We start from the raw sequence: 24527 nt of genomic DNA, 5'->3' as shown, positions 1-24527 counted from the left end.
CGCGGGCTGCGCGGCTTCTGGCGAGCGCTGCCACGCGAGGGCCGGTTCCTGCTGTCGACGGTCGCCCTGCAAGCACCTGGGACGCGGGATGACGCTGCCCTTCACGGTCATCTACCTCAACGAGGTGCGCCACCTCCCGCTCGACACCGCGGGCACGGTCATGGCCGTCCTCGCGCTGACGGCAGCGGTCCTCTCCGGCCCCATGGGCAGCCTCACCGACACGATCGGCGCCCGGTGGATGCTCATCATCGCCGGGGTCAGCCAGAGCCTGGGTGCGCTCGTCATGGCCTTCGCGACGAGCGCGGCAGCGGCCCTCCTCGCCGCCGCCCTGATGGGCCTGTCCGCCGGCATCGGCTGGGCCGCGGGCAACACCTTCATCGCGGCACTCGTGCGCGGGCCCCTGCGGCAGCGCTACTTCGGGGTCAACTTCGCCCTGCTCAACCTGGGCATCGGCGCCGGCGGACTCATCGCCGGGATGTTCGTCGAGGTTTCGCGTCCGGTTACCTTCGAGGCGATCTACCTCGTCGACGCCGTCCTCATCCTCATCCCGGGCATCTGGCTCCTCGGCCCGCTGCGCCACGTCACCGCGCGATCCGAGCGGCCCGCCGAGGACACCTCGCCGGCGAGCTACGGCACCGTGCTCCGGCTGCCCGGCATGCGCTGGATCCTGCTCATCGGCCTGGTCACGAGCTTCGTCGGGTACGGGCAGCTCGAGGCGGGCATCCCGGCCTTCGCCCGCGGTGTCTCGCAGGTGAGCACCGAGACGATCGGGGTCGCCTTCGCGGTCAACACCGCCGTCATCGTGCTGCTGCAGTTCTGGGTCCTCCAACGGATCGAGGGCCACCGCCGCACCCGGGTCGGCCTGGTCATGCTCGGCATCTGGCTGCTCGCGTGGCTGGCCCTGGGCGGCAGCGGCCTGCTGCCGGGCACGCTGACCGCAGCCGTCCTCGTGGTCGCCTTCCTGGGACTCTTCGGTCTCGGTGAGACGCTGCTGCAGCCGACCCTGCCCGTCATGGCCAACGACCTGGCACCCGACCACCTGCGCGGGCGGGTCAACGCCATCCAGTCGGCGGCCTTCATGTCCGGTGGCGTCATCGGGCCGGTCGTCGCCGGTGTGCTGCTCGAGCGCGGGCTCGCGGCGCCCTTCGTCGCGGTGATCATCGCGGGCCTCCTCCTCGTCGCCTGGCTGATGCTGCGACTGGAGCGCCTGGTCTCCCCGGAGGTGAACGGTCTCGCGGCCACGACGGAGCGGCAGCCGGCGAGCGCGCCCACCACCCCGTAGGCCCGGGGCGGCGGGGTGAACTACCGTGGATCGGTGCGCTCCCTCGCCGAGGACATCCGCCGCCGCACCGACGAGGAGCTGGTGGCGCTGCTGGAGCTGCGTCCGGACCTGGCCCGGCCGCAGCCGGCTGACCTGACCGCACTCGCCGCCCGCGCCAGCACCCGCGCGAGCACCGCCCGGGCCATCGACCACCTCGACCTGCCGCACCTGAGCGCGCTGCAGGCCTGCCTCGTGGCGGGCGTCGACACCAGCGCCGTCGCCGACCTCCTCGACACCCACCAGTCGCGCGCCGCCGGGCTCATCGACGACCTCGCCCGGGCAGCCCTGCTCTGGGAGTCGTCCACCGGACGGCAGGTCGCCGGCAGCGTCGCTGAGGTCCTCGGCCCGCACCCGGCCGGCCTCGGCCCACCCGCCAGCTCGCTGCAGCACACCGTGCCCGATGACCTCCCCGCCGCGATCGGGTCCGTCGGGGCCGAGGCGGAGCGAGTCCTCACCCGGATCGCCTGGCACGGGCCCACCGCAGCCCGTCCCTCGGACACCACCGGCCGTACCGGGCAGGCGGTCGGGCGCCTCCTCGACGCGGGGCTGCTCGTCGCCCTGGATGCCGAGCACGTCATCGCTCCCCGGGAGGTCGGCCTGTCCGTGCGCGGGGGTCGCCTGCTCGACGCCCCGCTGGACGAAGGGGGTGACCCCGCCCCGGCCCGTGAGCTCGAGGACGTCGATCGGGCAGCCACCGCAGCCGCCACCGAGCTGGTCGCCCTCGTCGACGAGCTGCTGGACCGCGTGGAGGCGATGCGTCCCCGCGTGCTGCGCAGCGGCGGTCTCGCGGTCCGCGACCTGCGCGGTCTCGCCTCCCGGATGGACCTCGACGAGGCGAGCGCGACCCTCCTGCTCGAGCTGGCGTTCGGCGCCGCACTGGTCGCGGACGACCGGGCCCTGGAGCCCACGTGGCGCCTGACGACCGAGGTGGAGGCCTGGCGGGCACTCGACCCGGCACACCGCTGGGTGGACCTTGCGAAGCCGTGGCTGACCTCCCTTCGCTCCTGCGTCGTCCCGGCTCCCGACGACGGAGGGCGCGTCAACGCCCTGTCCGACGGGCACGTCTGGCCGCCGATCCGCCCACTGCGCCGCGAGGTGCTCACGATCCTCGCGGAGCTGCCCGAGGGCTCCGCCCCCGAGCCCGACCGGGTCGTCGAGCTGCTGCGCCGACGGCGCCCCCGACGCATGCCCCACGACGTCGAGCTGGTCGTCGCCGGGCTGCTGCGCGAGGGCGAGGTCCTCGGCGTCACCGGGCGGCACGCCCTGGGCACGGTGGGCCGAGCGCTCCTCGAGGGCTCGGACGGGGTGGCCGGAGTCCTCGCCGACTTCGTGCCCGACCCCGTCGACCGGATCCTGCTCCAGGCCGACCTGACCGCGATCGTGCCCGGCGCGCCTGTCCCGGAGCTGGCCGCCCTGCTCCGGCGCAGCGCCGTGCTCGAGTCCCGCGGGGGCGCCGGGGTGCACCGATTCACGGAGGCGAGCCTGCGCTCGGCGATGGACTCGGGCTGGGCGGCCGATGACCTGCTGGAGTCACTGTCCCGGTTCAGCGCGACCGAGGTCCCGCAACCGCTCGACTACCTCGTCCGCGACGTCGCCCGCCGACACGGCCAGCTGCGGGGTGGGGCCGCGGGCAGCTACCTGCGCGGCGACGACCCGACCCACCTCGAGGCGCTGCTCGCGCACCGGGACCTCGGCCACCTCCAGCTGCGCCAGATCGCGCCCACGGTGCTTATCTCCCCCGTCGGGCCGGCCGTGCTCGTCGAGGCCCTGCGCGAGGCCGGCCAGTCACCCGCCCTGGAGAGCTCCGGCGGCGTCGTCTCCACCGTCCCCGCCGCCTCCCGGGTCAGTCCGCGACGGGACCGCCCGGTCACCGAGGCCCGGCCCGACCCCGCGCCCATCGTCCTCGCCCGATTGCGCGCGGGCGAGGACGCGGCCGAGCGCCGGCGCGCCCAGCCCGACGACGGGTCACCGGTCATCCCCGCCCTCGACCCGGCGAGCACCTCGGCCCTGCTGCGGGAGGCCGCCGCGGACCGCCTGCCGGCGTGGATCGGCATCACCGACTCCGTCGGCGCCACCAAGCACCTCCTCTTCCACCCGGTCGCCGTCGACGGTGGTCGTGTCATGGGCGAGGTCGACGCCAAGCCGCAGGTCTACTCGCTGCACCGGATCACCGGCGTCGTCGTCGACGGGTGAGTGCGAGCCTCACCTGCCACTCGAGTATCGGGTCACCCGGTATTCCCCGGGGTCGCCGGAGTTACCTACTCGGGTCAAGCCCGAGGTTCTCGGGTGATGCTGCTGATCAGGCCCCGGAGAGTGCCTTGACCACCCGTGAGGCGGAGGGCTTGCCGAGCTGCTCGGCCATCCACACGCTCGTGGCGACGAGCTTGTCGAGGTCGAGCCCGGTCTCCACGCCCGCGCCGTTGAGCATCCACACGAGGTCCTCGGTCGCGAGGTTGCCGGTGGCTGACTTCGCGTAGGGGCACCCGCCGAGGCCACCGGTGGAGGCGTCGACGACGCCGACCCCGGCGCGCAGGGCGGTGAGCGTGTTGGACAGCGCCTGGCCGTAGGTGTCGTGGAAGTGCACCCCGACCCGGTCCACCCCGACCCCCCGCTTCTCGAGCGCGGCGAGCAGTGCCTCGACGTGACCGGGGGTGCCGGTGCCGATCGTGTCGCCGACGGAGAGCTGGTCGCAGCCCAGGTCCATCAGCTCGGCGCACGCGTCGGCCACCCGGTCGACCGGCACGGGGCCCTCCCACGGGTCGCCGAAGCACATCGACACGTACGCCCGCACCCACATGCCGGCGTCCTGGGCGCGCTTGACGACCGGCGCGAACATCTCGACCGACTCCTCGCGGGAGCGACCCAGATTCTTCTGGGCGAAGGTCTCGGTCGCGCTGCCGAAGATCGCCACGGCCTCGACCTCGGCCTCCATGGCACGGTCGAGCCCGCGCTCGTTGGGCACGAGGACAGGGCGAAGGGGGCTGCGGCCCGCCTCGTCGAGGTCGGCCAGCAACTCGCTCGCGTCGGCGAGCTGCGGAACCCACTTCGGGTGGACGAATGAGGTCGTCTCCACGGTCTCCAGCCCCGCGTCGATCAGGCGGCGGATGAACTCGGCCTTGACCTGCGTGGGGACCGTGCTCTTCTCGTTCTGCAGGCCGTCCCGTGGCCCGACCTCGTACACGGTGACGCGGGACGGCAGACCCGTCATCGGCTCCGGCTGCGGCAGTGCTGTGGACGACATGGGGTCCATTGTGGCGCATCCCGTACCGTTGGTTGACGGCTCAGTGCCGGGCTGACCGAGAGGACACGATGACATGACCCACGATCCCCACCAGAGCGGAGCGCCGGCACCCTACGGCGCCGCGCAGCCCCCCGGCGGCGGAGAGCTGCCAGACTACCGGCCGGCCACGACCGGCGGCCCGGCGCAGGTGCCCGGCACCGGCCAGTACGGCAATCCGACCCCGGCGAACACCTCCGCGGTCGTGCTGAGCGTGATCTCGGGAGTCCTGACGCTCTCGGGCATCTGCTGCCTCGTCGGTCTCATCCCGCTGATCTTCGGCATCCTGGGCATCACCCAGAACGCGAGCGACCCCGAGCACGCGAAGAAGATGACCCGCATCGGCTGGATCGTGCTCGTGCTGCTCAGCCTGCTGGTCGTCCTCGCGATCATCGTGGCCATCGTCTTCGTGACCGTGGGGGGGCCCTCCGTCGACGGGTACGTGTCGCTGTGATGACCGACGGCGCGCTCATCGTCCAGAGCGACAAGACCCTCCTGCTCGAGGTCGACCACGACAAGGCCGCCGCTGCGCGCCGGGCCATCGCCCCCTTCGCCGAACTCGAACGCGCCCCGGAGCACATCCACACCTACCGGGTCACTCCCCTCGGCCTGTGGAACGCCCGCGCTGCCGGCCACGACGCCGAGCAGGTGGTCGATGCCCTGGTCACGCACTCGCGCTACCCGGTCCCGCAGGCACTGCTCGTCGACATCGCCGACACGATGGACCGCTACGGGCGCCTGGTGCTGGAGAAGGACGGCGACCAGCTCGTGCTGCGCACCACGGACCGCGCCGTGCTCACCGAGGTGCTGCGGCACAAGAAGATCAAGCCGCTGATCGGCGAGCAGCTCTCCCCCGACGAGGTCGTCGTCCATCCCTCCGAGCGCGGCACCCTCAAGCAGGAACTGCTCAAGGTCGGGTGGCCCGCCGAGGACCGCGCCGGCTACGTCAGCGGCGAGGCGCACCCGATCGCCCTCACCGAGGACGGCTGGAGTCTGCGGCCCTACCAGCAACACGCGGTCGACGGGTTCTGGGACGGCGGCTCCGGCGTCGTCGTCCTGCCGTGCGGCGCGGGCAAGACGCTCGTCGGCGCCGGCGCGATGTCCGCGGCCAAGGCGACCACCCTGATCCTCGTCACCAACACCGTCAGCGCGCGGCAGTGGAAGGAAGAGCTCCTCGCCCGCACCACCCTGACCGAGGACGAGATCGGCGAGTACTCGGGGGCGCGCAAGGAGGTGCGCCCGGTGACGATCGCGACCTACCAGGTGCTCACGCTCAAGCGGAAGGGTGCCTACCCGCACCTCGACCTGCTCGACGCCCGCGACTGGGGGTTGATCGTCTACGACGAGGTGCACCTGCTGCCTGCGCCGATCTTCCGGATGACCGCCGACCTACAGGCGCGCCGTCGCCTGGGTCTGACCGCGACGCTGGTGCGTGAGGACGGACGCGAGGCGGACGTGTTCTCGCTCATCGGGCCCAAGCGTTTCGACGCGCCGTGGAAGGACATCGAGGCGCAGGGCTACATCGCCCCCGCCGACTGCGTCGAGGTCCGGGTGACGCTCAGCGACGCCGAGCGGATGGCCTACGCCACCGCCGACGCCGAGGACCGCTATCGGTTGGCCTCGTGCTCACCGGCCAAGCCGCGGGTGGTGCGCCGGATCGTCGACCAGCACGAGGGCGAACCCACCCTGGTCATCGGTCAGTACCTCGACCAGTTGCACGAGTTGTCCGAGCAGCTGGACGCGGACCTGATCACCGGCGAGACCCCGGTCAAGGTGCGTCAGGAGCTCTTTGCCGACTTCCGAGAGGGCCGCACCAACCTGCTCGTCGTCTCCAAGGTGGCCAACTTCTCCGTCGACCTGCCCGAGGCGACCGTGGCCATCCAGGTCAGCGGGACCTTCGGCTCGCGGCAGGAGGAGGCCCAGCGCCTCGGTCGGCTCCTCCGCCCGAAGGAGGACGGCCGCACCGCGCACTTCTACACCGTCGTCGCCCGGGACACGGTGGACGCTGAGTTCGCCGCGCACCGCCAGCGCTTCCTCGCCGAGCAGGGCTACGCCTACCGGATCGTCGACTCCGACGACCTCGCGGTCTGAAACCCGCAGGAACCCACGCAGTTGCGAAGGGGGCCGGTCACCATGTGTGGTGACCGGCCCCGTCGTCGTGGTCGGGTCAGAGGATCGACTCGAGGAAGCGCTGGGTGCGCTTGTGCTGCGGGTTGCTCAGCAGGTCATCGGGCTTGCCCTGCTCGAGGATCTGGCCGCCGTCGAACATCATCACCTTGTGCGAGACGTCGCGCGCGAACTGCATCTCGTGGGTGACGATGAGCATCGAGATGTCGGTGTCCTCGGCGACGTTACGCAGGACGCCGAGGACCTCACCGACGAGCTCGGGGTCCAGGGCCGAGGTCACCTCGTCCAGCAGCAGGATCTCCGGGTCCATCGCCAGCGCGCGGGCGATCGCCACGCGCTGCTTCTGGCCTCCGGAGAGCTGGCTCGGGCGGGCCCCGGAGCGGTCACCCAGCCCGACCTGGTCGAGCAGCTCGTGCGCCCGGTCGTTCGCCTGCTTCTTGTCCCTGCCGAGCACGTGGATCGGGGCCTCGGTGATGTTCTCCAGGACCGTCATGTTCGGGAAGAGGTTGAAGTGCTGGAAGACCATGCCGATCTTCTTGCGGGTCTTCGCGACCTCCTTCGGACGCAGCTCCACCCGCTGGTTGTTGCGACGGTCGTGGGTCAACGGCTGGCCGTTGATCCAGATGTAGCCACCCGTCAGGTGCTCGAGGGTCATGACCAGACGCAGGATCGTCGTCTTGCCCGAGCCACTCGGCCCGATGAGCGTGACCCGCTCGCCGGGGGCGACGTCGAAGTTGAGGTCGGACAGCACGGTCGTCTCGCCGAACTTCTTCTCCACGTCCTCGAAACGGATGACCGGTGTGCCACCCGACTGTGGTGCGGAGGGCTGGGCATTGCTGGTCTCAGTAGACAAGGGACTTCTCCAACTTTCGAACGGCGACGGCCGTGATGAGGCTCGCGACGAGGAAGATCAGGCCAGCCAGGGTGAAGGCCTCGTTGTAGCGGAAGGTGCTCGCTCCGTACTGCTGTGCCGCAGTGACCATTTCCACCACGCCGATCGCGAACAGGTAGGGCGTGTCCTTGAACATCGAGATGGCCCAGTTACCCAGGGACGGCAGCGTGGCCCGCAGCGCCTGCGGCAGCACGACGGCACCCCACGTACGACCCGTCGACAGGCTGAGGGACTTGGCAGCTTCCCACTGACCGACATCCACCGAGGCGATACCGGCGATGTAGGACTCCGCCATGTACATCGCGTAGTGCACGCCGATGACGAAGGTGCCCACCCACAACAGTGGCCACTCGACCGGCACGAGGTAGTAGACGAAGACCAGCTGGACGATCAGCGGCGTCATCCGGATGACGTCCATGAGCCACCGCAGCGGCATCGACAAGACCCGCGGGAGGCTGTCGGTGGCCACCGCCAGCACCAGACCGAGGGTCGCGGCGATGGCCGTACCGACGACGGTGATGAGCAGGGTCGTCTTGACGAAGGTCTCCAGGAGGACCGGGAAGACCTCTGCGGCGGCGTCCCAGCTCCAGAACTGATCGAACGAGTCGGTCATGGACCACAGCTGGAGGGCCACGAGCGCCCCGATGACGACGAAGGCACTGAAGACGTACCAGCCGATCCGGGTCAGTCGCTTGGCCGCAGGGTGGTCCTCGGCGTTCTTGCGCCAGGCGAGGACCGCAACGACGAGCGACGGCAGGCCGAGCCCCGCCGCGAGCGTCAGCAGGGCCGAGCAGACGATCAGGGTGATGTGCGAGCGGGTCAGCGGCACCGACTCGCGGGTGGTGTCGGCGGTGGAGGTCGCGGTACTCACAGGCTCGCCCCCGCTCCGGCGTGCGCACTGCCCACGGGCATCCCGAGCTTGCGCCGGGCCCGCTTCTCAAGGACACGCACACCTTGGGAACCGAGCAGGGCAATCAGGTAGTAGATGAGGAACCCGACCCCGTAGGCGAACAGGGTCGACCCCGAGTCCCGGCGCAGCTCGTCGACCTGGAAGGCCAGGTCCTGCAGGGAGATGAAGAGTGCGACGGCAGTTCCCTTGATGAGCATCACGAGCAGGTTGTTGTAGCCGGAGAGCATGAGCGCCCAAGCCTGCGGCCAGATGACGCGCCGCATCCTCGTGGCGGGCGACATGTTCAGCGCGGTCGCCCCCTCCCACTGCCCCTTGTCCACGTTGTTGATCGATCCACGGACGATCTCGGCGCCGTAGGCACCGTAGTTCAGGCCCAGGGCGACGATGCCGGTGATGACGGCGTCCCACCGGATGTCGAAGAGGATCGGGAGCACGTAGTACAGCCAGAACAGCTGGACGACGAGCGAGGTGCCCCGGAAGAACTCGACGATGACCGTCGAGACCCACCGGACGAACCCGATGGGGGCGATGCTCAGCAGACCGAGCGTGACGGAGACGAGGAAGGCCAGGGCTGCCCCGCCCAAGCTGAGCTGCAGCGTCGTGATGACACCGTCGGTCAGCTCGGGCAGGAAAGCCTTCAGCGCCTCGAGTTGGTCACCCACAGATCAGTCCGGGACGGCCTCGGACTGCGTGGCGTCGGGCAGCTCCCCCTTGCAGAGCTCCTCAGTGGTGATCTCACCCTTGGGGCGCTCGGCATCGGTGAAGCCGAATTCACCGACGACGTCCAGGAAGGCCTGCTCGTCGCCGACGATCTTGTCGATCTCCTTGTTGTAGGCCTCGCGCAGCTTGTCGTCACCCTTGCGGAAGACGGTCGCGCCCGCACCGATCTGCTTCTTGCCGTCGACGATGGCGGTGAACGGCTCGGTCACATCGACCGCGGCATCCGGGTTGTTCTCCGCCATGGTGCGCAGCGAGATGCCGGTCAGGGCGAAGGCGTCGGCGCGCTCCTGCAGGACCGCGTCCATGCCGTCCTGCGGGCTGCCGACCTCCATCTTGTCGATCCCCAGCTTGTCGGAGTAGCCGGACTCGATGGCACCGCTCATGACCGCGAGCTTCAGGTCGGCGTCCGCGACGTCATGCATGTCGTTGACGTCCTCCGGGTTGCCCTTGGGCGTCATCAGGGCCGTGGTGTACATGATCTCCGGGTGGCCGAAGTCCGCCTGCTCGCACCGCTCGGGCAGGATCGACATGCCCGCCGAGATGATGTCGAAGCGACCGGCATTCAGCCCCGGGATGAGGGAGCCCCACTCGGTCTGCACACCCTTGACCTCGTCGACGCCCATCTCACCGAAGACCTTCTTGTGGATCGCGATCGTCGCGCCGGTCAGCTCACCATCCTTCTTGAAGGAGTAGGGCTCCTCCCCGGCGATACCGACGGTGATCACGCCGTCGTCCTTGATCTTGGCCAGGGTGTCGCCGCCCTCGCCGCTGCTGCTGCCGTCGCCGGACGATCCCTCGGATCCCCCGTCGCCGCAGGCGGCCATCGTCAGGGCCAGAGCCGCTGCGGCGGTCCCGGCCAGCATTCGCGTGCTGCGCATGTGCTCTCCTCCTCCTAGGTGGGCGCGGAGTCCTGGAACCCCGCCCCGACGCAACTTGCACCGCGTCGGCACGACCTCTCGATCAAGGCAGAGCACCTTGCTCGAGGACCGCCCCCGATTCGGCATTCTCCTGACTTCAACAGGTCTGACCTCGCCACGACAAGCACCGCGGCCCGCATCACAGCCTTCGTTACGGCACTGCAACCTGTTTCCCTGCTTGCCAAGAGTGGTCCGCAGCAGGACGCCGTCACAGGCCGCTGTCAGCGGACACTCAGGCTCCAGGCGCACACTCGATGCTGTGAGTACCCACGAGACCGCCCCCGGAGAGACTCCGCGACTGCTCGTCGTGGAGGACGAGCCGAACATCCGCGAGCTCCTCGCGACCTCCTTGCGCTTCGCCGGCTTCGAGGTCGATGTCGCCGGCGACGGGGCCACCGCGCTGGACATCGTGCACCGGGTGGAGCCTGACCTGATCGTCCTCGACGTCATGCTGCCCGACACCGACGGCTTCGAGATCGCCTCGACCCTGCGCACCAGCGAGCGTCACCAACCGATCCTCTTCCTCACCGCCCGCGACTCCCTCGACGACAAGCTCAAGGGTCTGACCGTCGGTGGTGACGACTACGTGACCAAGCCCTTCTCCCTGGAGGAGGTGATCGCCCGCATCCGGGTGATCCTGCGGCGAACCACCGACGTGCCCTCCTCCGAGTCGGTCCTGAGCTTCGCCGACCTCGAGCTCGATGACGACGCCCACGAGGTGCGCCGGGCCGGCGTCTCCATCGACGTCTCCCCGACGGAGTTCAAGCTGCTGCGGTACCTGATGCTCAATCCCAACCGCGTGCTGTCCAAGACCCAGATCCTCGACCACGTGTGGGACTACGACTTCCGCGGCGAGCTCGGCATCGTCGAGTCCTACATCTCCTACCTGCGCCGCAAGATCGACGCCGGTGACCTCCCGCCACTGATCCACACCAAGCGCGGCTTCGGGTACGTTCTGCGTCTCCCCCCGGAGTAAGGACGCCATGCACCGGATCAGCCAGCTGGTCGTCAGCCGCCTGGAGAGGATCCCCCTCACCTGGCGGCTGACCGCCATCCTGCTGGCCATCCTGCTGGCCGCCCTGACGACGACGGCGGTGGTGACGGCCTTCCTGCTCCAACGCGACCTCGAGCAGAACGTCGACGAGCAGCTGCGCGCGGTCGCGATCCCCATCGCCGAGGACAACATCTCCTCCACGCGCGACCCCGCCTTCTACGAGCGCAGGGCCCGGTCCGGCCCGACCAACTTCTTCCTCCTCCACCAGCCGGCGGACGGCTCGTCGTGGGAGTACCAGGGCCCCACCGGCGTGCACGTCCATCCCGATGTCCCACCCCTGTCGCCGGACGGCCCGCTGGTGCAGACCGGGGCTCCCTTCACCGTCGACTCCGTCGACGGCGACATGCGCTGGCGGGTCATCGCCGGGCGCTACACCGACAACTCCACGTTCGCCGTCGGGATGTCCCTCGCCGGTGTCAACCAGACGATGCGGTGGTTCGCGATCGTCTCCACCGTGGTCGGGCTCGTCGCACTCGTGGCCGGTGGGGTCCTCGGGTGGTACGCGACCCGACGGGCCTTCCGCCCCCTTCGTCGGATCGAGGACACCGCCGCTGCCATCGCCGCCGGTGACCTGGCCCGCCGCGTCCCCGTGCGGTCCAGTCACGACGAGGTGGCCAGCCTCAGCGAATCGCTGAACTCCATGCTCGTGCAGATCGAGCGCAGCTTCGGTGTCCAGGAGGCCTCGGAGCTGAAGATGCGCCAGTTCGTCGCGGACGCCAGCCACGAGCTGCGCACTCCGCTGGCGACGGTGCGCGGGTACGCCGAGCTCTACCGACAGGGCGCGGTCCAGGACCGGGAGCACGTCGAGCAGGCGATGGACCGCATCGAGGGCGAGGCCCGTCGGATGGGCGGTCTCGTCGAGGACCTGCTGGTCCTTGCCCGTCTGGACGACCAGCGGCCGCTGGAGTGGACCGACATCGATCTGGTCGTGCTGGCCGCCGAGACCGTCCACGACGCACGCGTGCGCATGCCGGGGCGCTCGATCTCCCTCGTCGGCCTCCACGACGAGCTGGAGCCGGTCACCCTCTGCGGGGACGACAGCAGGCTGCGTCAGGTGCTCGGCAACCTGCTGGCCAATGCCCTGATGCACACGGACGAGGACGTCCCGGTCGAGGTGGCCACCGGCCTCGAGGACGGGTCGGCGGTCGTCGAGGTGCGTGACCACGGCGCGGGCATCGACCCGGCGGTGGCCGAGAAGGTCTTCGAGCGCTTCTACCGCGTCGACAAGGCCCGCTCCCGGGCCCGGGGCGGCAGTGGCCTCGGCCTCGCGATCGTCGCGGCGATCGTCGACCAGCACGACGGGACCGTGCGCGCAGGGACCACACCCGGAGGCGGTGCGACCTTCCGCGTCGAGATCCCCACCGCGACGGGACCGCGCCCGACCCGCTCCTGAGCCGTCGCGCCCAGCGACCTGTCAGCCAACGTCAAGGGACATCCGAACTGCGCGAGGCACTGTGGAGGCAAGCCACGAGCAAGGAGTTCACGATGGACCAGCAACCGACCACGCCCCTGATGCCGCACCAGCCACGATCGCCACGCTCGCGTCGCCGCGGGCGGCGGATCGGCGAGTTGGCCACGATCTCCCTCCTCTCCGCCGCCCTGGCTGCCGGCGGCACCTGGGGGGTGATCTCGGTAACCGACGAGCGCCCCGACTCGACGGCGACCACCGAGGCCGGCGCCACCTCGTCCGCGTCCTCGTCGCAGGCCATCCCGGTCAGCACCGGGGCGAAGGAGTCCCCGAACTGGAATGCCGTCACCGACGCGGTCACCCCGAGCGTCGTCGCCATCGGGGTCCGCGGGCAGAGTGCCGGCGGCGAAGGGTCCGGCGTGATCCTCGACGAGCAGGGCCACGTGCTGACGAACAACCACGTCGTCACCGGTGCCGGACCGAGCCCGAAGATCACCGTCACACTGGCCGACGGCGCGACCTACGACGCGACGGTTGCGGGGACCGACCCCTCGACCGACCTGGCCGTCCTGACGATCGCCGACCCCCCGAAGGACCTCACACCGATCACGGTCGGGTCCTCGAAGGACCTCGAGGTCGGGGATCCGGTCATGGCCGTCGGCAACCCGCTCGGCCTCGCCGGCACGGTCACCACCGGCATCGTCAGCGCCCTGGACCGTCCGGTCTCCACCGCCCGCAGCGAAGGGGGCCAGAGCTCCCCCTTCGCGCAGCAGGGGCAGCCGGTGGTCACCGCTGCCATCCAGACCTCCGCCGCGATCAACCCGGGCAACTCCGGCGGCGCCCTCGTCGACGCCTCCGGTCGGCTGGTCGGGATCAACTCCTCGATCGCCACCATGGGCGGGTCCGGCCAGAGCGGGAACATCGGGATCGGCTTCGCCATCCCGGCCAACGAGGCCACGTGGATCGCCGAGCAGCTGATCGAGGACGGCGAGGCCCAGCACGCCTTCCTCGGCGTGGTCCCCACCGACGGGACCGCGAAGGAGGGCGCCGCCACCCACCGGGGCGCCGAGATCCGCAAGGTGAGCGACGGCAGCCCGGCCGACGAGGCCGGCCTGAGCGAGGGCGACCTCGTGGTCGCCATCGGCGACTCCCCCGTGACCGGCGCCGAGTCCCTCGTCGGTCTCGTGCACGCACGCACCATCGGCTCGCAGGTCCCGCTGACCGTCATCCACGACGGCAAGAAGACGACGATCGACGTCACGCTCGGGACGGCTCCCGAGCGCGATGCCTGAGCAATCACAGGGGAATCTCAGGCTGATACCAGCACCTCCCAAGAACCACGGTGCACAGTAGGACCCAGGAGCACAGAAGACGGGAAGCGACGGCCACCCAGATCGTTCCCTCCCCCGATGCGGGGGCCGGCTTTCCTCGCTCCTACAGGGGTGCTACCCCCGCCTTCGGGTGTGGCGTCTGAAGGCGGTGCTGAGTAGCCGAACTCATGCCCCCGGTGTGCGAGATGAGCACACTGGGGGCATGAGCATGTCAGGGGACCCGACGCTGCAGTCCGTGCGCGAGCTCGAGGACGAATTCGCCGAGGCGATGTCGCGCATGTACGTCGTCGGCAACGACCTCGCCCGGCTGCGGGCTCGCCTCGACCGCGAGGTCCCACCGCAGCAGTGGGCGTCTGCCCCGCACGCCCACGAGCCGACCGGGGCGGCACCCCCTTCCGTCCCACCGGTGGCGCCCGTCGCGGACGGCCCGGCCGTGGCCGCTGCTGGTGCACCCGGCGCGGTGACCGCGCCCCCGGTGGCCCGATCCCCCTTCGCCATCGCCCAGCCCCCGCCGGCCCCGCACCGGCCATCCACCCCGTGGTGGCAGCGTGATGGTGTCGTCGCCCGCCTGCTGGCCGTCGTCGGCACCGGCATCACGCTCATCGGGGTGGCCTTCCTGCTCGCGCTGGCGATCCAGATGGGCGTCTTCGGACCTCTGGCCCGAGTCGCCAGCGGGGCGGTCCTGGCCACCGCTCTCGTCATCGCCGCCGTCATCGTGCGTCGACGCCAGGCCAGCACCGTTGGTGCGCTTGGCCTGGCCGCGACCGGGATCGCCACCGGCTACCTCGACGTCATCGCCATCACCGCCGTCTACGAGTGGGTCCCCGCGGCGGTCGGCCTGGCCATCGCGGGTCTGGTCACGATCGGCGGCCTGCTGCTCGCCCGGGCCTGGGACAGCGAACTGCTCGCCGGCATCGCCGTCCTCGGCGTGGCCGCGCTCGCCCCGGTGATCGCGCACGACCAGATGCGACTGGTCGGGCAGTTCCTGCTCGTCCTGACGATCGCCTCGTGGCCGGCCCAGATCGCGCGCCGGTGGCACGTGCTCGAGCTGATCCGGATCATCCCCACCGCGATCGTCATCGCCCTGCTTCCGGCCTTCGCCGTGCCGGTCGACACCGTCATCCTGCTCGCCGCCCTGCTCGCCGGGTTCGTCCTCGCGACCGGTCTCGCGGGCGTCCTGGTCGACAGGGCCCCGACACAGACCGGGATCGCGGTCCCGGTCGTCGCCGTACCGGTCCTCTCCGCCGCCCTGGCGGCGGAGCGGGCGACCGGTGCCACCCTGATGGTCGGGCTGACCCTCGCGCTCCTGATCGTCGCAGCACTCACCGCGGGGACTCGGCCGCGGGAGGGTGCGGGCTCGGACACACTGCTGCTCACCGGGTGCTGCCTGTACACGGCGGGGGTCACGTCCCTGGTGTCCGCGGCACTCCTGGCGGACGAGACCGGCTGGACCACCCCCGCGCTGCTCCTGGTCTGCGTGCTGTGGGCCGGTGCCGCACTCGCGCTCCGTGAGAGCACCGTCCTGGGCACCGGCCTGCTGACGTCGGTGCTGCCGCTGCTGCTGACGGTTGGTCTGGTGCCCTATGCGATCGACCGCACCTTGGCGAGCCAGGTCGAGCCCGCCCACCTCGTGGCGGCCGCGCTCGCCGTCATCCTCCTGCTCGTCCTCGCCCGGACCGTCACCGAGGTCCACCCGCGCGCCGGGCTCGTGAGCGGGGTACTGCTCGCGGGGGCACTCCTCGGCGCGGGCGGAACCGTCATCATCACCGGCGTCCTCGTGGGCGGTCTGGTCGATGACCCGCAGGGTGGTTTCACGGCCGGCCAGGCCGGCGCGACGCTCCTGTGGCTGTCGACGGCCGCCGTGCTCCTGCTGCGGGGTCTGCGCGGCTCCACCCTGGCCGTCCCGGCGGGTCTGACCATCACGGCCCTGAGCGTCGCCAAGTTGCTCTTCTTCGACCTGTCCTTCCTCGACGGGATCCCCCGGGTGCTCAGCTTCATCGTCGGCGGACTCATCGTGCTCGGGATGGGTACCGGTTATGCACAAGCACTCGAGCGTTCACGCCGGGACCACGGTCCTGTGGACAAGTCCGCGGACGATTCGCGCGATCCTCATACGGTCTGAGGGACGGCCGGATCGACCGGCCCGACCGACCGAAGGGGAGACCATGAGCAGCTTCACCGTCAACACCGAGCGCATCGCGGGCAGCGCCTCCGACATCTCGCAGATCTCGGAGGAGGTCGAGAGCTCCGTCGCCGCGATGATGACCCGCCTGACCCAGTTGCAGAGCGACTGGACCGGCGCGGCCTCGGGCTCCTTCCAGGAGCTGGTCAGCGACTGGCGCGCCACGCAGCGCACGGTCAAGGAGAGCCTCGACGAGATCTCCCGTGTCCTGGCCGAGGCCGGTCAGACCTACGCGACCACCGAGGACGGGGTCAAGGCGTCCATGGGGCGCTGAGCAGCGAGCGCACCGACCGCGCCGGTGCCGGCACGTGCCCCGGCACCGGCGCCAACCCTCACTCGGCGGCGATGGCCTCGAGCACGTCCATCCGGGAGGCCCGCCAGGCGGGGACGACCGCGGCCAGCACCCCGACGATCCCGGCCAGGCCGACGAAGAGCACCAGCTGCGCCCACGGGATCGCCAGCTCGGTGATGCCGTCCTCGGCGAGGGCCTGCTGGATCGCCACGCCGGAGACCACGCCCAGGCCGATGCCCAGCAGGGCACCGAGGAGCGCGATGGCGATCGACTCCAGCCAGATCATGCCCTGCAGCTGGCGGCGGGAGAGACCGACGGCGCGGAGCAGCCCGACCTCACGGGTGCGCTCGAGGACGGAGAGCCCGAGGGTGTTGACGATGCCCAGGACGGCGATGACGATCGCCAGGCCGAGGAGCGCGTAGATGAGGTAGAGCAGCTGGTTGATGAAGCCGCGCTGCTCGTCGGCGAAGGCCTCCTGGTCCTTGAGGGTCACCAGGGGCTGGGCCGAGATCAGCTGCTCGATGTCCTGCGAAACGGCCTCCTTGTCGGCGCCCTCCTCGACGAAGACGAAGGCCATGTTGTCCGATCCCTGCCCACCCATCGCATCGATGGTGGCGATGTCGAAGAGCACGTCCGGGTTGCCCATGGTGCCCAGGTCCTCGAAGAACCCGACGACCGTCAGCTCCCGGGTGCTCTCCCCGATGGTGACCTCCACGGTGTCGCCGACCTCACGGCCGGTCTTGTGGTTCATCGAGAGCATCACCGAGCCCTCGTCGAGCCCGGTCGACCCGGTCGTTGCCTCGATCCGCTCGACGTCGGCGAAGGTCTGCGGATCGATCGCGACGGAGAACAGCTGGCCACCGTCGACGGTGGCCTGGACGTAGCGGATCGGGGAGACCGCACTGACTCCCTCGACCTGGGCGGCCTGGTCGGTGATCTGCGCCGAGTACGGCTGGCCGATGGCATTGCTCAGCACGTAGTCCGCCCGGAAGTTCTGCTCGATCTCCTTGTCGATGCTCGCGTTGGCACTCGAGGCGATGACGCCCATCAGGGCGACGAGTGTCATCCCGATCATCAGCGCCGACGCGGTGGCGGCCGTGCGGCCTGGGCTGCGCACCGTGTTCTGCTCGGCCATCCGACCGACGCTGCCGAAGAGGCGCCGGTAGATCCACCCGAGACCGGAGATCACCGGGCGTCCGACGAAGGGGGCGAGGAAGGCCGTGCCGAGGACGAGGCCGACGATGCCGCCGCCGATCCACCACAGCTGCCTCGAGTCGGCGACGAAGAGCCCGTAGAGGAAGGCGAGCAGCCCGGCCACCAGCACCATGATCTCCAGCGTGCCGCGGATCGGGTGGCTCCGCGCCGTCTCGACCGTCTCGCGCATGGCGGCCACCGGTGCCACGCGCCCGGCGCGGTGGGCCGGCAGCCACGCCGCGAGCATGGTCACGGCGATCCCCACGACATAGGTCGCGATGACCGTCCGCGGCTTGAAGACCAGCCCGGTCCCGCTGAGGTCGAGGCCGATCGTGGCGAAGAGGCTCCGGATCCCCATCGCGAGCAGCACGCCCAGCGCCAGACCGAGCGTCGCCCCGATGATCCCGGTGACGAAGGCCTCGACGAGGACCGAGCGGGTGACCTGTCGCCGGCTGGCACCGATGGCCCGCAGCAGAGCCAGCTCACGTCCGCGCTGGGCGACGAGGATGCCGAAGGTGTTGACGATGAGGAAGGACCCGACGAAGAGGGCGACGCCGGCGAAGACGAGCAGGAAGGTCGTGATGAACCCCAGCGCCTGCTCGAGCGAGTCCTCGTTCCGGTCCGACAGCTGCGCACCGGTGAGGGTCTCGTAGGCGTCCGGGGTGAGCGGCTCGGCCTGCTCGACCAGCTCCGCACTCTCGACTCCCTCCTTCGCCGTGATCCACGCGCTGGTGTACTCGTCCTTGCCGTCCATGAAGTACCTCTGCATCGTCTCCGTGTCGAAGACGCTGATCGAGGCGCCGGCCATCCCCCCTTCGCCGAAGGTCATCTCGCCCACGACCGTGGCCGTGATCCGTGGGCGGTCCCCGGCGGTGACCAGGGTGATCTCGTCACCGATCTCGTACCCGGCCTGCTCGAGGGTGGTCTCGTCGACCGCGACCTCCCCCTCGGAGGTCGGGGCACGACCCGAGGTGACCGTGATCGGTGCATCCCCGAACTGGTTGGGTGCGTCGGTGTAGTTGAGCGCCATCGCCGGGGCGCCCTGGCCGCCGACGACGTTGCCGCTCTTGCCGACGACGAAGACGCCCATGGCCTCGAGGTTGCCGTCCGCGCGTGCTGCACCGGGCAGGTCGGCCAGGTCCGCGACCTCCTCGGCGGTCAGCGAGGCGCCCGTGGAGCCCCCGAACTCGTCGACCTGCTCCGGCTGGACGACGACGTCCCCGACGGTGCCGGCGAAGATGCCGTCGAAAGTGCGCTCGAGGGTGTCGGTGAAGACGAGTGAGCCGGCGACGAAGGCCGTGCCGAGGATGATCGCCATCGCGGACATGAGCAGACGCGCCTTGCGCGCCAGGAGGCTCTTGATGCTCGCCTTGAGCATCAGCGGACCCCGTCGCTCAGCGCGAGCATGCGCTCGAGGACGAGCTCGCGGTCCGGCTCCCACAGCTCGTCGACGATCCGGCCGTCCGCGAGGAAGAGGACCCGGTCGGTGTGCGCTGCCGCGACCGCGTCATGGGTGACCATGACGATCGTCTGCTCGAACTCGTCGACGCAGCGCCTCAGGAAACCGAGCACCTCGGCGCCGGAGGTGGAGTCGAGGTTGCCGGTCGGCTCGTCGGCGAAGATGATCGAGGGCTTCGACACCAGCGCGCGGGCACAGGCGACGCGCTGCTGCTGGCCGCCGGAGAGCTCGCTCGGACGGTGGGCGAGGCGGTCCTCGAGCCCGACGGTGCCGATGACCAGGTCGAACCACTCGTCGTCGGGACGCCGACCGGCGATCGCCAGCGGCAGCAGGATGTTCTCCTTCGCCGTCAGGGTCGGGATGAGGTTGAAGGCCTGGAAGACGAAGCCCACCCGGTCGCGACGCAGGCGGGTGAGCGCCTTCTCCTTCAGCCGCGTCAGGTCGGTCCCGCCGATGGCCACGCGCCCGTCGGTGACCTCGTCCAGCCCGGCGAGGCAGTGCATCAACGTCGACTTGCCCGAGCCCGAGGGCCCCATGATCGCCGTGAACTGGCCGGCGCCGATGTCGAGGTCGATCCCGTCCAGGGCGGCGACCGTGGCCTCCCCCCTGCCGTAGACCTTGCGGAGGGCGTGCGTACTCGCAGCGACCGGCGTACTCATGGCGAAACTCCCCTGGTGGTGTCCGTGTGTCGCGGACAAATCTAGAGGTCGTGCGCGGCAGCGGTCACTGGGGTCAGCCCCCGGAAGCCCCCTGCGGGTCCCGGGTGTCGGCCGGTACGGCCGGCCCGTCCACCCGGACCGAGGAGACCTTGCGCACCACCGGGTCCCCGCCCTCGACGAGGTCACCGGTGAACCAGCTCAGCACCAGCATCCGCCCGTCGTCGCCGACCTCGGCCAGGGCGAGGTTGTTGTCGAACCACGGCCCGGCGGTCAGCTGCCACGGGAAGGGCGGGGCATCGACCCCGGAGGTGCGGCGGGCCAGCCACCGCATCGGACGCACCAGGCCCTTGGCCATCTGCGACATCAGGATGCGGATGCCACGGGGCATCGGGTTGCGGATCGGGCTGCACACCGCCTGCACGATCCGACTGCGGACGTCCCCGTCGGAGGTGTCGACCTCGGCGACGTAGGAGTGGTGCACGTCCCCGGAGAGGAAGGTGACCGTGCTCGGAGCCGGGCCCCGCTCCCCCTTCGCCACCGACAGCACGAGGTCGAAGACCTCCTGGAAGCCGGACTGGAAGGCCGCCCAGTGCTCGAGGTCGACGACCTGACGCACCGCCTCGGCGCCCTTGCGGACCACGGCACTGCGACCGGGGGCGGCGAAGGACTCGCCGATCGCCTCGGCGTCGTGCAGGCCGGGCGGCAGCAGGTAGGGCACGGACGTACCGATGAAGAGGTGCTGCACACCGCCGGCGAGCTGCTCGTCGAGCCAGGCCAGCTCGTTCGCGTCCAGCATCGACCGCCGGTTGGGCTCCAGGACCCGCGCCGCACGCGAGTCGAGCACGATCAGGCGCGAGTCGCCCAGGGCACGGGTGTAGCTCCACCGGTAGGCGGTCGGGTCGCGGTCGACGCGCTCGGCGAGCGCCCGCAGCTCCCGGGTGAGGTCGATGGCCCCGGGGGCCGTGGTCCGCGGGTCTGCGACGAGCTGCCAGACCTCGTCCTTGGCCAGCTCCTCCGGCGCGAGGTTGCCGATGTGCTGGTACACCCAGTACGAGGACAGCCCGGCGACGAGACGCTCGTGCCACCACGAGGTCTGGTTCATCTGCTGGTGCCACGTCCACGAGGTGTTCCAGTCATCGCGGATGTCGTGGTCGTCGAAGATCATCGTGCTGGGCAGTACCGACAGCACCCACCGGATCGCCGGCTCGCTCCACGCGAGGCAGTAGACGTGGGCGTACTCCGCGTAGTCCTTGACCTCCTCGTACGGCGGCTGGTCGATGTCGCGCCGAGCGCTGATGAAGTCGATCATCTCGGGGCTGGTCTCGTCGGCATAGACCTGGTCGCCGAGCAGGGCGAGAACGTCCGGGCGGTCCGCCGCTCCCTTCGCCATGGCCAGCGCGACCGTCCGCAACGCGTCGACCCCGTGGCTGCGGTGGTGCTCCTCGTCGTGCGGGACGCTGGTGCGGCAGGAGCCGAAGGCCAGCCGGGTGGGTCGGCTGCGCTGCAGCGTCGCGATGCTCGAGGGAGGGAAGGGAGAGTCGGGCAGGGGCCACACCGGCGCGTCGTCGACGGTGACCGTGTACTCGTACTCCCGGCCGGCCTCGAGGTCGGTCACGATGACCAGCGCGTAGTGATGGCCCTCGACGACGAAGGTCGGGGCCGACCAGGAACGTTCGGCGATGTGCACCTCGACGAGGGCGGGTCGGGTCGTCTCGACCCAGATGGTCGCGCCGTGTTCGCCGACGAAGCGCAGCAGGGGGCCCAGCAGGAGCGGGGAGTCGGTGTCAGACATCCTGCCCATCATCGGTCAGTTTCCTGTGAGACGGCTTCGCGGCGCCTCCATCTCCTCTCCTCGCGTCCTCGCAGCGCCCCGCAGACGACGAAGGGCGGCCCCCCTCGCGGGGAACCGCCCTTCGTTCTCGAGGCGCCGAGGCGCGCAGGCCCGGGATCAGAAGCCCATGCCGCCCATGCCGCCCATGTCGTCGCCGCCGGGCATCGCCGGCGCCGACTTCTCGGGCTTGTCGGCGATGACCGCCTCGGTGGTCAGGAAGAGACCAGCGATCGAGGAGGCGTTCTGCAGCGCACTGCGGGTCACCTTGGCCGGGTCGATGATCCCCAGGGAGATCATGTCGACGTACTCGCCGGTGGCCGCGTTGAGGCCCTCGCCGGCCGGCAGGCTGCCGACCTTCTCCGCGACGACGCCGCCATTGAGGCCGGCGTTGACCGCGATCTGCTTCAGCGGGGCCTGGGCCGCGACGCGCAGCATGTTCGCGCCGGTGGCCTCATCACCCTCGAGCTGGAGCTTCTCGAAGGCCACCTTGGTCGCCTGCAGGAGCGCGACGCCACCACCGGCGACGATGCCCTCCTCGACAGCGGCCTTCGCGTTGCGCACCGCGTCCTCGATGCGGTGCTTGCGCTCCTTGAGCTCGACCTCGGTGGCCGCGCCCGCACGGATGACGGCGACGCCGCCGGCGAGCTTGGCGAGGCGCTCCTGGAGCTTCTCGCGGTCGTAGTCCGAGTCGGAGTTCTCGATCTCGGCCTTGATCTGGTTGACCCGGCCGTTGATCTGCTCCTGGTCGCCGGCGCCCTCGACGATGGTGGTCTCGTCCTTGGTGACGACGACCTTGCGGGCGCGACCGAGCAGGTCGAGCTCGGCGGTCTCGAGGGAGAGGCCGACCTCCTCGGAGATCACCTGGCCACCGGTGAGGATGGCGATGTCGGCAAGCATCGCCTTGCGGCGGTCACCGAAGCCCGGGGCCTTGACGGCGACGGACTTGAAGGTGCCCTTGAGCTTGTTGACCACGAGGGTGGACAGCGCCTCGCCCTCGAGGTCCTCGGCGATGATCATCAGCGGCTTGCCCGACTGCATGACCTTCTCCAGGACCGGCAGGAGCTCCTTGATGTTGCCGATCTTGGAGTTGACGATGAGGACGTAGGGGTCCTCGAGCACCGTCTCCATGCGCTCGGTGTCGGTGACGAAGTAGCCGGAGATGTAGCCCTTGTCGAAGCGCATGCCCTCGGTGAGCTCGAGCTCGAGCCCGAAGGTGTTGCTCTCCTCGACGGTGATGACGCCTTCCTTGCCGACCTTGTCCATGGCCTCGGCGATCTTGGCGCCGATCTCCTGGTCAGCGGCGGAGATGGAGGCCGTGGCAGCGATCTGCTCCTTGGTCTCGATCTCCTTGGCCATCACGAGCAGCTCCTCCGAGACGGCCCAGGTGGCCTTCTCGATGCCGCGCTTGAGGGCCATCGGGCTGGCGCCCGCAGCGACGTTGCGCAGGCCTTCCTTGACCAGGGCCTGGGCGAGGACGGTGGCCGTCGTCGTGCCGTCACCGGCGACGTCGTCGGTCTTCTTGGCAACTTCCTTGACGAGCTCGGCCCCGATCTTCTCGTAGGGGTCGTCGAGCTCGATTTCCTTGGCGATGGACACGCCGTCGTTGGTGATCGTGGGGGCGCCCCACTTCTTCTCCAGGACGACATTGCGGCCCTTGGGACCGAGGGTGACCTTGACGGCATCGGCGAGGGTGTTCATTCCCCGCTCGAGACCGCGACGGGCCTCCTCGTCGAAAGCAATGAGCTTTGCCATTCGGGTGGTTCCTCCACGCGAATCGAAGGGTGCGACCGGGGGTGCCCGCGACGGACGGGACGCTCCCACTCGGCTCACGTCACCGCGTGGTCTCGCCCCTCACCTGACCGGTCAGGACTGTCACTCTCACAGGGAGAGTGCTAACGCCCATTATTGGCACTCTCCACCCGAGAGTGCAAACGGCGGGGCCGGACGACACGCCCCCATACGAAATAGAGCGAGCAGCACCTCGTTGAATCAGCAGCAGCACGTGGTGCTGCGGGCAATACGAACCCGAGCCTGCAGCAGTTCGCTCGGCGGCAGGTCGGAGCGATTCGCTCGGGGGCGGGTCAGGGCGAAGGGGGGTGCAGCCGCTTCTCGAGGACCTCCCGGGCGGGCGCATAGCCGGCCCTGTCGTAGAACTGCTCCGCCCCGGCCTCGCTCCGCAGGCGGATGACGCCGATGCCGGCCCCCTGCGCCCAGACCTCGCAGGCGGACAGGAGTGCAGCACCGACACCGGCCCCGCGATGGCCGGGCGAGACGAACACCGAGCGGATCCACAGCTCGCTGCGGGCTGCATCGGGCACGCCCGGCCACGTCGTCGGCGGCGGAGAGCTCGCCTGGAGAAGACCAGCGTGGGCACCGTCGCGCTCGGCGAACCACGTCGGCAGCTGAGCCCGGTGGCGGACCCAGTGCTCGGCGGCCCGATCGAGGTAGCCGTCCTCGCGCGACCCGTCGGTCGCGATCGCGAACTGCAGGGACAGTGCGGCGACGATGAAAGCGTCCCCGGGCCCGGCCCGGACGATTCGCAGACTCACGCCCACATCGTGGCACGAGGGCCCACCGGGCGGGCTCGGACGGCCTCGCTGACCGGAGGCCGAGCGTTCAGGCGTCGAAGCCCAGGCGTCGCGCACTGCGGGTCCGCTGACGCTGGTCACGCAGTCGGCGCAGGCGCTTGATCAGCATGGGGTCCTCGGCGAGGGCCGCCGGGTTGTTGATCAGGCCGTTGAGCACCTGGTAGTAGCGGGTGGAGCCCATGTCGAACAGCTCCTTGATCGCCTGCTCCTTGGATCCGGCGTACTTCCACCACTGGCGCTCGAAGGCCAGGATCTCGCGGTCACGGTCCGTGAGCGGGACCGAAGGGGTCGGCTGGGCGGACGGGTTGGCCTGGTTGGCGGGGTTCACGCTCGGCAGCGTACCGAGCGAATCACACGCCTGTCAT

At 70.2% G+C, this 24527-nt stretch carries 20 protein-coding genes; 9 read left to right on the top strand and 11 right to left on the bottom strand.

Annotated elements, in window-relative coordinates; translation table 11 throughout:
• The first annotated feature begins 88 nt into the window (after positions 1-88).
• Positions 89-1282, top strand: a complete 1194-nt coding sequence (locus V1351_RS01620) for an MFS transporter (protein ID WP_338750102.1) — start codon at positions 89-91, stop codon at positions 1280-1282.
• A 33-nt stretch (positions 1283-1315) separates the two neighbouring features.
• Complete coding sequence (locus V1351_RS01615; RefSeq protein ID WP_338750101.1) at positions 1316-3514, top strand: helicase-associated domain-containing protein; 2199 nt, start codon at positions 1316-1318, stop codon at positions 3512-3514.
• Positions 3515-3620: 106 nt separating this feature from the next.
• Here V1351_RS01615 and V1351_RS01610 read toward each other — a convergent pair whose 3' ends face one another.
• Positions 3621-4562 carry a hydroxymethylglutaryl-CoA lyase gene (locus tag V1351_RS01610; RefSeq protein WP_338750100.1) on the bottom strand — a complete coding sequence of 314 codons (942 nt, stop codon included), beginning with the start codon at positions 4560-4562 and terminating at the stop codon, positions 3621-3623.
• Positions 4563-4635: 73 nt separating this feature from the next.
• On the opposite strand from V1351_RS01610, the gene V1351_RS01605 reads away from it, so the two are divergent.
• Positions 4636-5052, top strand: coding sequence for a hypothetical protein (locus V1351_RS01605; protein ID WP_338750099.1), 417 nt, complete (start codon positions 4636-4638; stop codon positions 5050-5052).
• Positions 5052-6689, top strand: a complete 1638-nt coding sequence (locus tag V1351_RS01600) for a DNA repair helicase XPB (RefSeq protein ID WP_338750098.1) — start codon at positions 5052-5054, stop codon at positions 6687-6689. The genes V1351_RS01605 and V1351_RS01600 overlap by 1 nt, the downstream gene beginning before the upstream one ends.
• 76 nt (positions 6690-6765) lie before the next feature.
• Here the strand turns inward: V1351_RS01600 and ehuA are convergent, their stop codons facing one another.
• From ehuA to V1351_RS01580, 4 genes are read right to left on the bottom strand one after another with little or no spacing between them, the layout of a single operon-like run.
• A complete protein-coding gene (ehuA, locus tag V1351_RS01595) occupies positions 6766-7578 on the bottom strand; it encodes an ectoine/hydroxyectoine ABC transporter ATP-binding protein EhuA (RefSeq protein WP_338750096.1) in 813 nt (270 codons plus the stop codon).
• Positions 7568-8488, bottom strand: coding sequence for an amino acid ABC transporter permease (locus V1351_RS01590; protein ID WP_338750094.1), 921 nt, complete (start codon positions 8486-8488; stop codon positions 7568-7570). Before V1351_RS01590 ends, ehuA begins: the two co-directional genes overlap by 11 nt.
• Positions 8485-9189, bottom strand: a complete 705-nt coding sequence (ehuC, locus tag V1351_RS01585) for an ectoine/hydroxyectoine ABC transporter permease subunit EhuC (protein ID WP_338750092.1) — start codon at positions 9187-9189, stop codon at positions 8485-8487. The genes V1351_RS01590 and ehuC overlap by 4 nt, the downstream gene beginning before the upstream one ends.
• A gap of 3 nt (positions 9190-9192) precedes the next feature.
• The gene (locus tag V1351_RS01580; RefSeq protein WP_338750090.1) at positions 9193-10125 is read right to left on the bottom strand and encodes a transporter substrate-binding domain-containing protein; all 933 of its coding nucleotides are present in this window, start codon (positions 10123-10125) and stop codon (positions 9193-9195) included.
• A gap of 298 nt (positions 10126-10423) precedes the next feature.
• Between V1351_RS01580 and V1351_RS01575 the strand changes: the two genes are divergently transcribed.
• The 5 genes from V1351_RS01575 to V1351_RS01555 all read left to right on the top strand — a co-directional run bounded on the left by V1351_RS01575 (position 10424) and on the right by V1351_RS01555 (position 16413).
• Positions 10424-11140, top strand: a complete 717-nt coding sequence (locus tag V1351_RS01575) for a response regulator transcription factor (protein WP_338750089.1) — start codon at positions 10424-10426, stop codon at positions 11138-11140.
• 7 nt (positions 11141-11147) lie between these two features.
• The gene (locus V1351_RS01570) at positions 11148-12611 is read left to right on the top strand and encodes a sensor histidine kinase (RefSeq protein ID WP_338750087.1); all 1464 of its coding nucleotides are present in this window, start codon (positions 11148-11150) and stop codon (positions 12609-12611) included.
• A gap of 92 nt (positions 12612-12703) precedes the next feature.
• Positions 12704-13918 (top strand): S1C family serine protease, encoded by a 1215-nt coding sequence (locus V1351_RS01565; protein ID WP_338750085.1) that lies wholly within the window; start codon positions 12704-12706, stop codon positions 13916-13918.
• Positions 13919-14159: 241 nt separating this feature from the next.
• Positions 14160-16079 (top strand): DUF2339 domain-containing protein, encoded by a 1920-nt coding sequence (locus V1351_RS01560; protein ID WP_338750083.1) that lies wholly within the window; start codon positions 14160-14162, stop codon positions 16077-16079.
• A 43-nt stretch (positions 16080-16122) separates the two neighbouring features.
• Positions 16123-16413 carry a WXG100 family type VII secretion target gene (locus V1351_RS01555; RefSeq protein WP_338750081.1) on the top strand — a complete coding sequence of 97 codons (291 nt, stop codon included), beginning with the start codon at positions 16123-16125 and terminating at the stop codon, positions 16411-16413.
• A 58-nt stretch (positions 16414-16471) separates the two neighbouring features.
• Here V1351_RS01555 and V1351_RS01550 read toward each other — a convergent pair whose 3' ends face one another.
• The 6 genes from V1351_RS01550 to V1351_RS01525 form a co-directional block, all read right to left on the bottom strand.
• Positions 16472-19003: an ABC transporter permease gene (locus V1351_RS01550; protein WP_338750079.1), complete on the bottom strand. Its 2532-nt coding sequence runs from the start codon at positions 19001-19003 to the stop codon at positions 16472-16474.
• Positions 19003-19743, bottom strand: a complete 741-nt coding sequence (locus V1351_RS01545; protein ID WP_338750077.1) for an ABC transporter ATP-binding protein — start codon at positions 19741-19743, stop codon at positions 19003-19005. The genes V1351_RS01550 and V1351_RS01545 overlap by 1 nt, the downstream gene beginning before the upstream one ends.
• Before the next feature lie 73 nt (positions 19744-19816).
• On the bottom strand, positions 19817-21535 hold the full coding sequence (locus tag V1351_RS01540) for an alkaline phosphatase D family protein (protein ID WP_338750076.1): 1719 nt from the start codon (positions 21533-21535) through the stop codon (positions 19817-19819).
• Between the two features lie 156 nt (positions 21536-21691).
• On the bottom strand, positions 21692-23326 hold the full coding sequence (groL, locus tag V1351_RS01535) for a chaperonin GroEL (protein WP_338750074.1): 1635 nt from the start codon (positions 23324-23326) through the stop codon (positions 21692-21694).
• A gap of 329 nt (positions 23327-23655) precedes the next feature.
• Positions 23656-24123: a GNAT family N-acetyltransferase gene (locus V1351_RS01530; protein WP_338750072.1), complete on the bottom strand. Its 468-nt coding sequence runs from the start codon at positions 24121-24123 to the stop codon at positions 23656-23658.
• A 67-nt stretch (positions 24124-24190) separates the two neighbouring features.
• The gene (locus tag V1351_RS01525; RefSeq protein WP_338750070.1) at positions 24191-24490 is read right to left on the bottom strand and encodes a DUF3263 domain-containing protein; all 300 of its coding nucleotides are present in this window, start codon (positions 24488-24490) and stop codon (positions 24191-24193) included.
• Between the last annotated feature and the right edge of the window lie 37 nt (positions 24491-24527).

The organism is Janibacter sp. A1S7 (assembly GCF_037198315.1).
GTDB lineage: Bacteria > Actinomycetota > Actinomycetes > Actinomycetales > Dermatophilaceae > Janibacter > Janibacter alittae.
This window is presented reverse-complemented; position numbering and strand designations above follow the sequence as displayed.

What these genes read in the sequence shown, in the direction of transcription:
- V1351_RS01570 (WP_338750087.1), top strand. Translation starts at nt 11,148, where the DNA reads ATGCACCGGATCAGCCAGCTGGTCGTCAGCCGCCTGGAGAGGATCCCC.
- V1351_RS01545 (WP_338750077.1), bottom strand. Translation starts at nt 19,743, where the DNA reads ATGAGTACGCCGGTCGCTGCGAGTACGCACGCCCTCCGCAAGGTCTAC.
- V1351_RS01620 (WP_338750102.1), top strand. Translation starts at nt 89, where the DNA reads ATGACGCTGCCCTTCACGGTCATCTACCTCAACGAGGTGCGCCACCTC.
- V1351_RS01565 (WP_338750085.1), top strand. Translation starts at nt 12,704, where the DNA reads ATGGACCAGCAACCGACCACGCCCCTGATGCCGCACCAGCCACGATCG.
- V1351_RS01555 (WP_338750081.1), top strand. Translation starts at nt 16,123, where the DNA reads ATGAGCAGCTTCACCGTCAACACCGAGCGCATCGCGGGCAGCGCCTCC.
- V1351_RS01605 (WP_338750099.1), top strand. Translation starts at nt 4,636, where the DNA reads ATGACCCACGATCCCCACCAGAGCGGAGCGCCGGCACCCTACGGCGCC.
- V1351_RS01600 (WP_338750098.1), top strand. Translation starts at nt 5,052, where the DNA reads ATGACCGACGGCGCGCTCATCGTCCAGAGCGACAAGACCCTCCTGCTC.
- V1351_RS01580 (WP_338750090.1), bottom strand. Translation starts at nt 10,125, where the DNA reads ATGCGCAGCACGCGAATGCTGGCCGGGACCGCCGCAGCGGCTCTGGCC.
- groL (WP_338750074.1), bottom strand. Translation starts at nt 23,326, where the DNA reads ATGGCAAAGCTCATTGCTTTCGACGAGGAGGCCCGTCGCGGTCTCGAG.
- V1351_RS01540 (WP_338750076.1), bottom strand. Translation starts at nt 21,535, where the DNA reads ATGTCTGACACCGACTCCCCGCTCCTGCTGGGCCCCCTGCTGCGCTTC.
- V1351_RS01610 (WP_338750100.1), bottom strand. Translation starts at nt 4,562, where the DNA reads ATGTCGTCCACAGCACTGCCGCAGCCGGAGCCGATGACGGGTCTGCCG.
- V1351_RS01550 (WP_338750079.1), bottom strand. Translation starts at nt 19,003, where the DNA reads ATGCTCAAGGCGAGCATCAAGAGCCTCCTGGCGCGCAAGGCGCGTCTG.
- V1351_RS01560 (WP_338750083.1), top strand. Translation starts at nt 14,160, where the DNA reads ATGAGCATGTCAGGGGACCCGACGCTGCAGTCCGTGCGCGAGCTCGAG.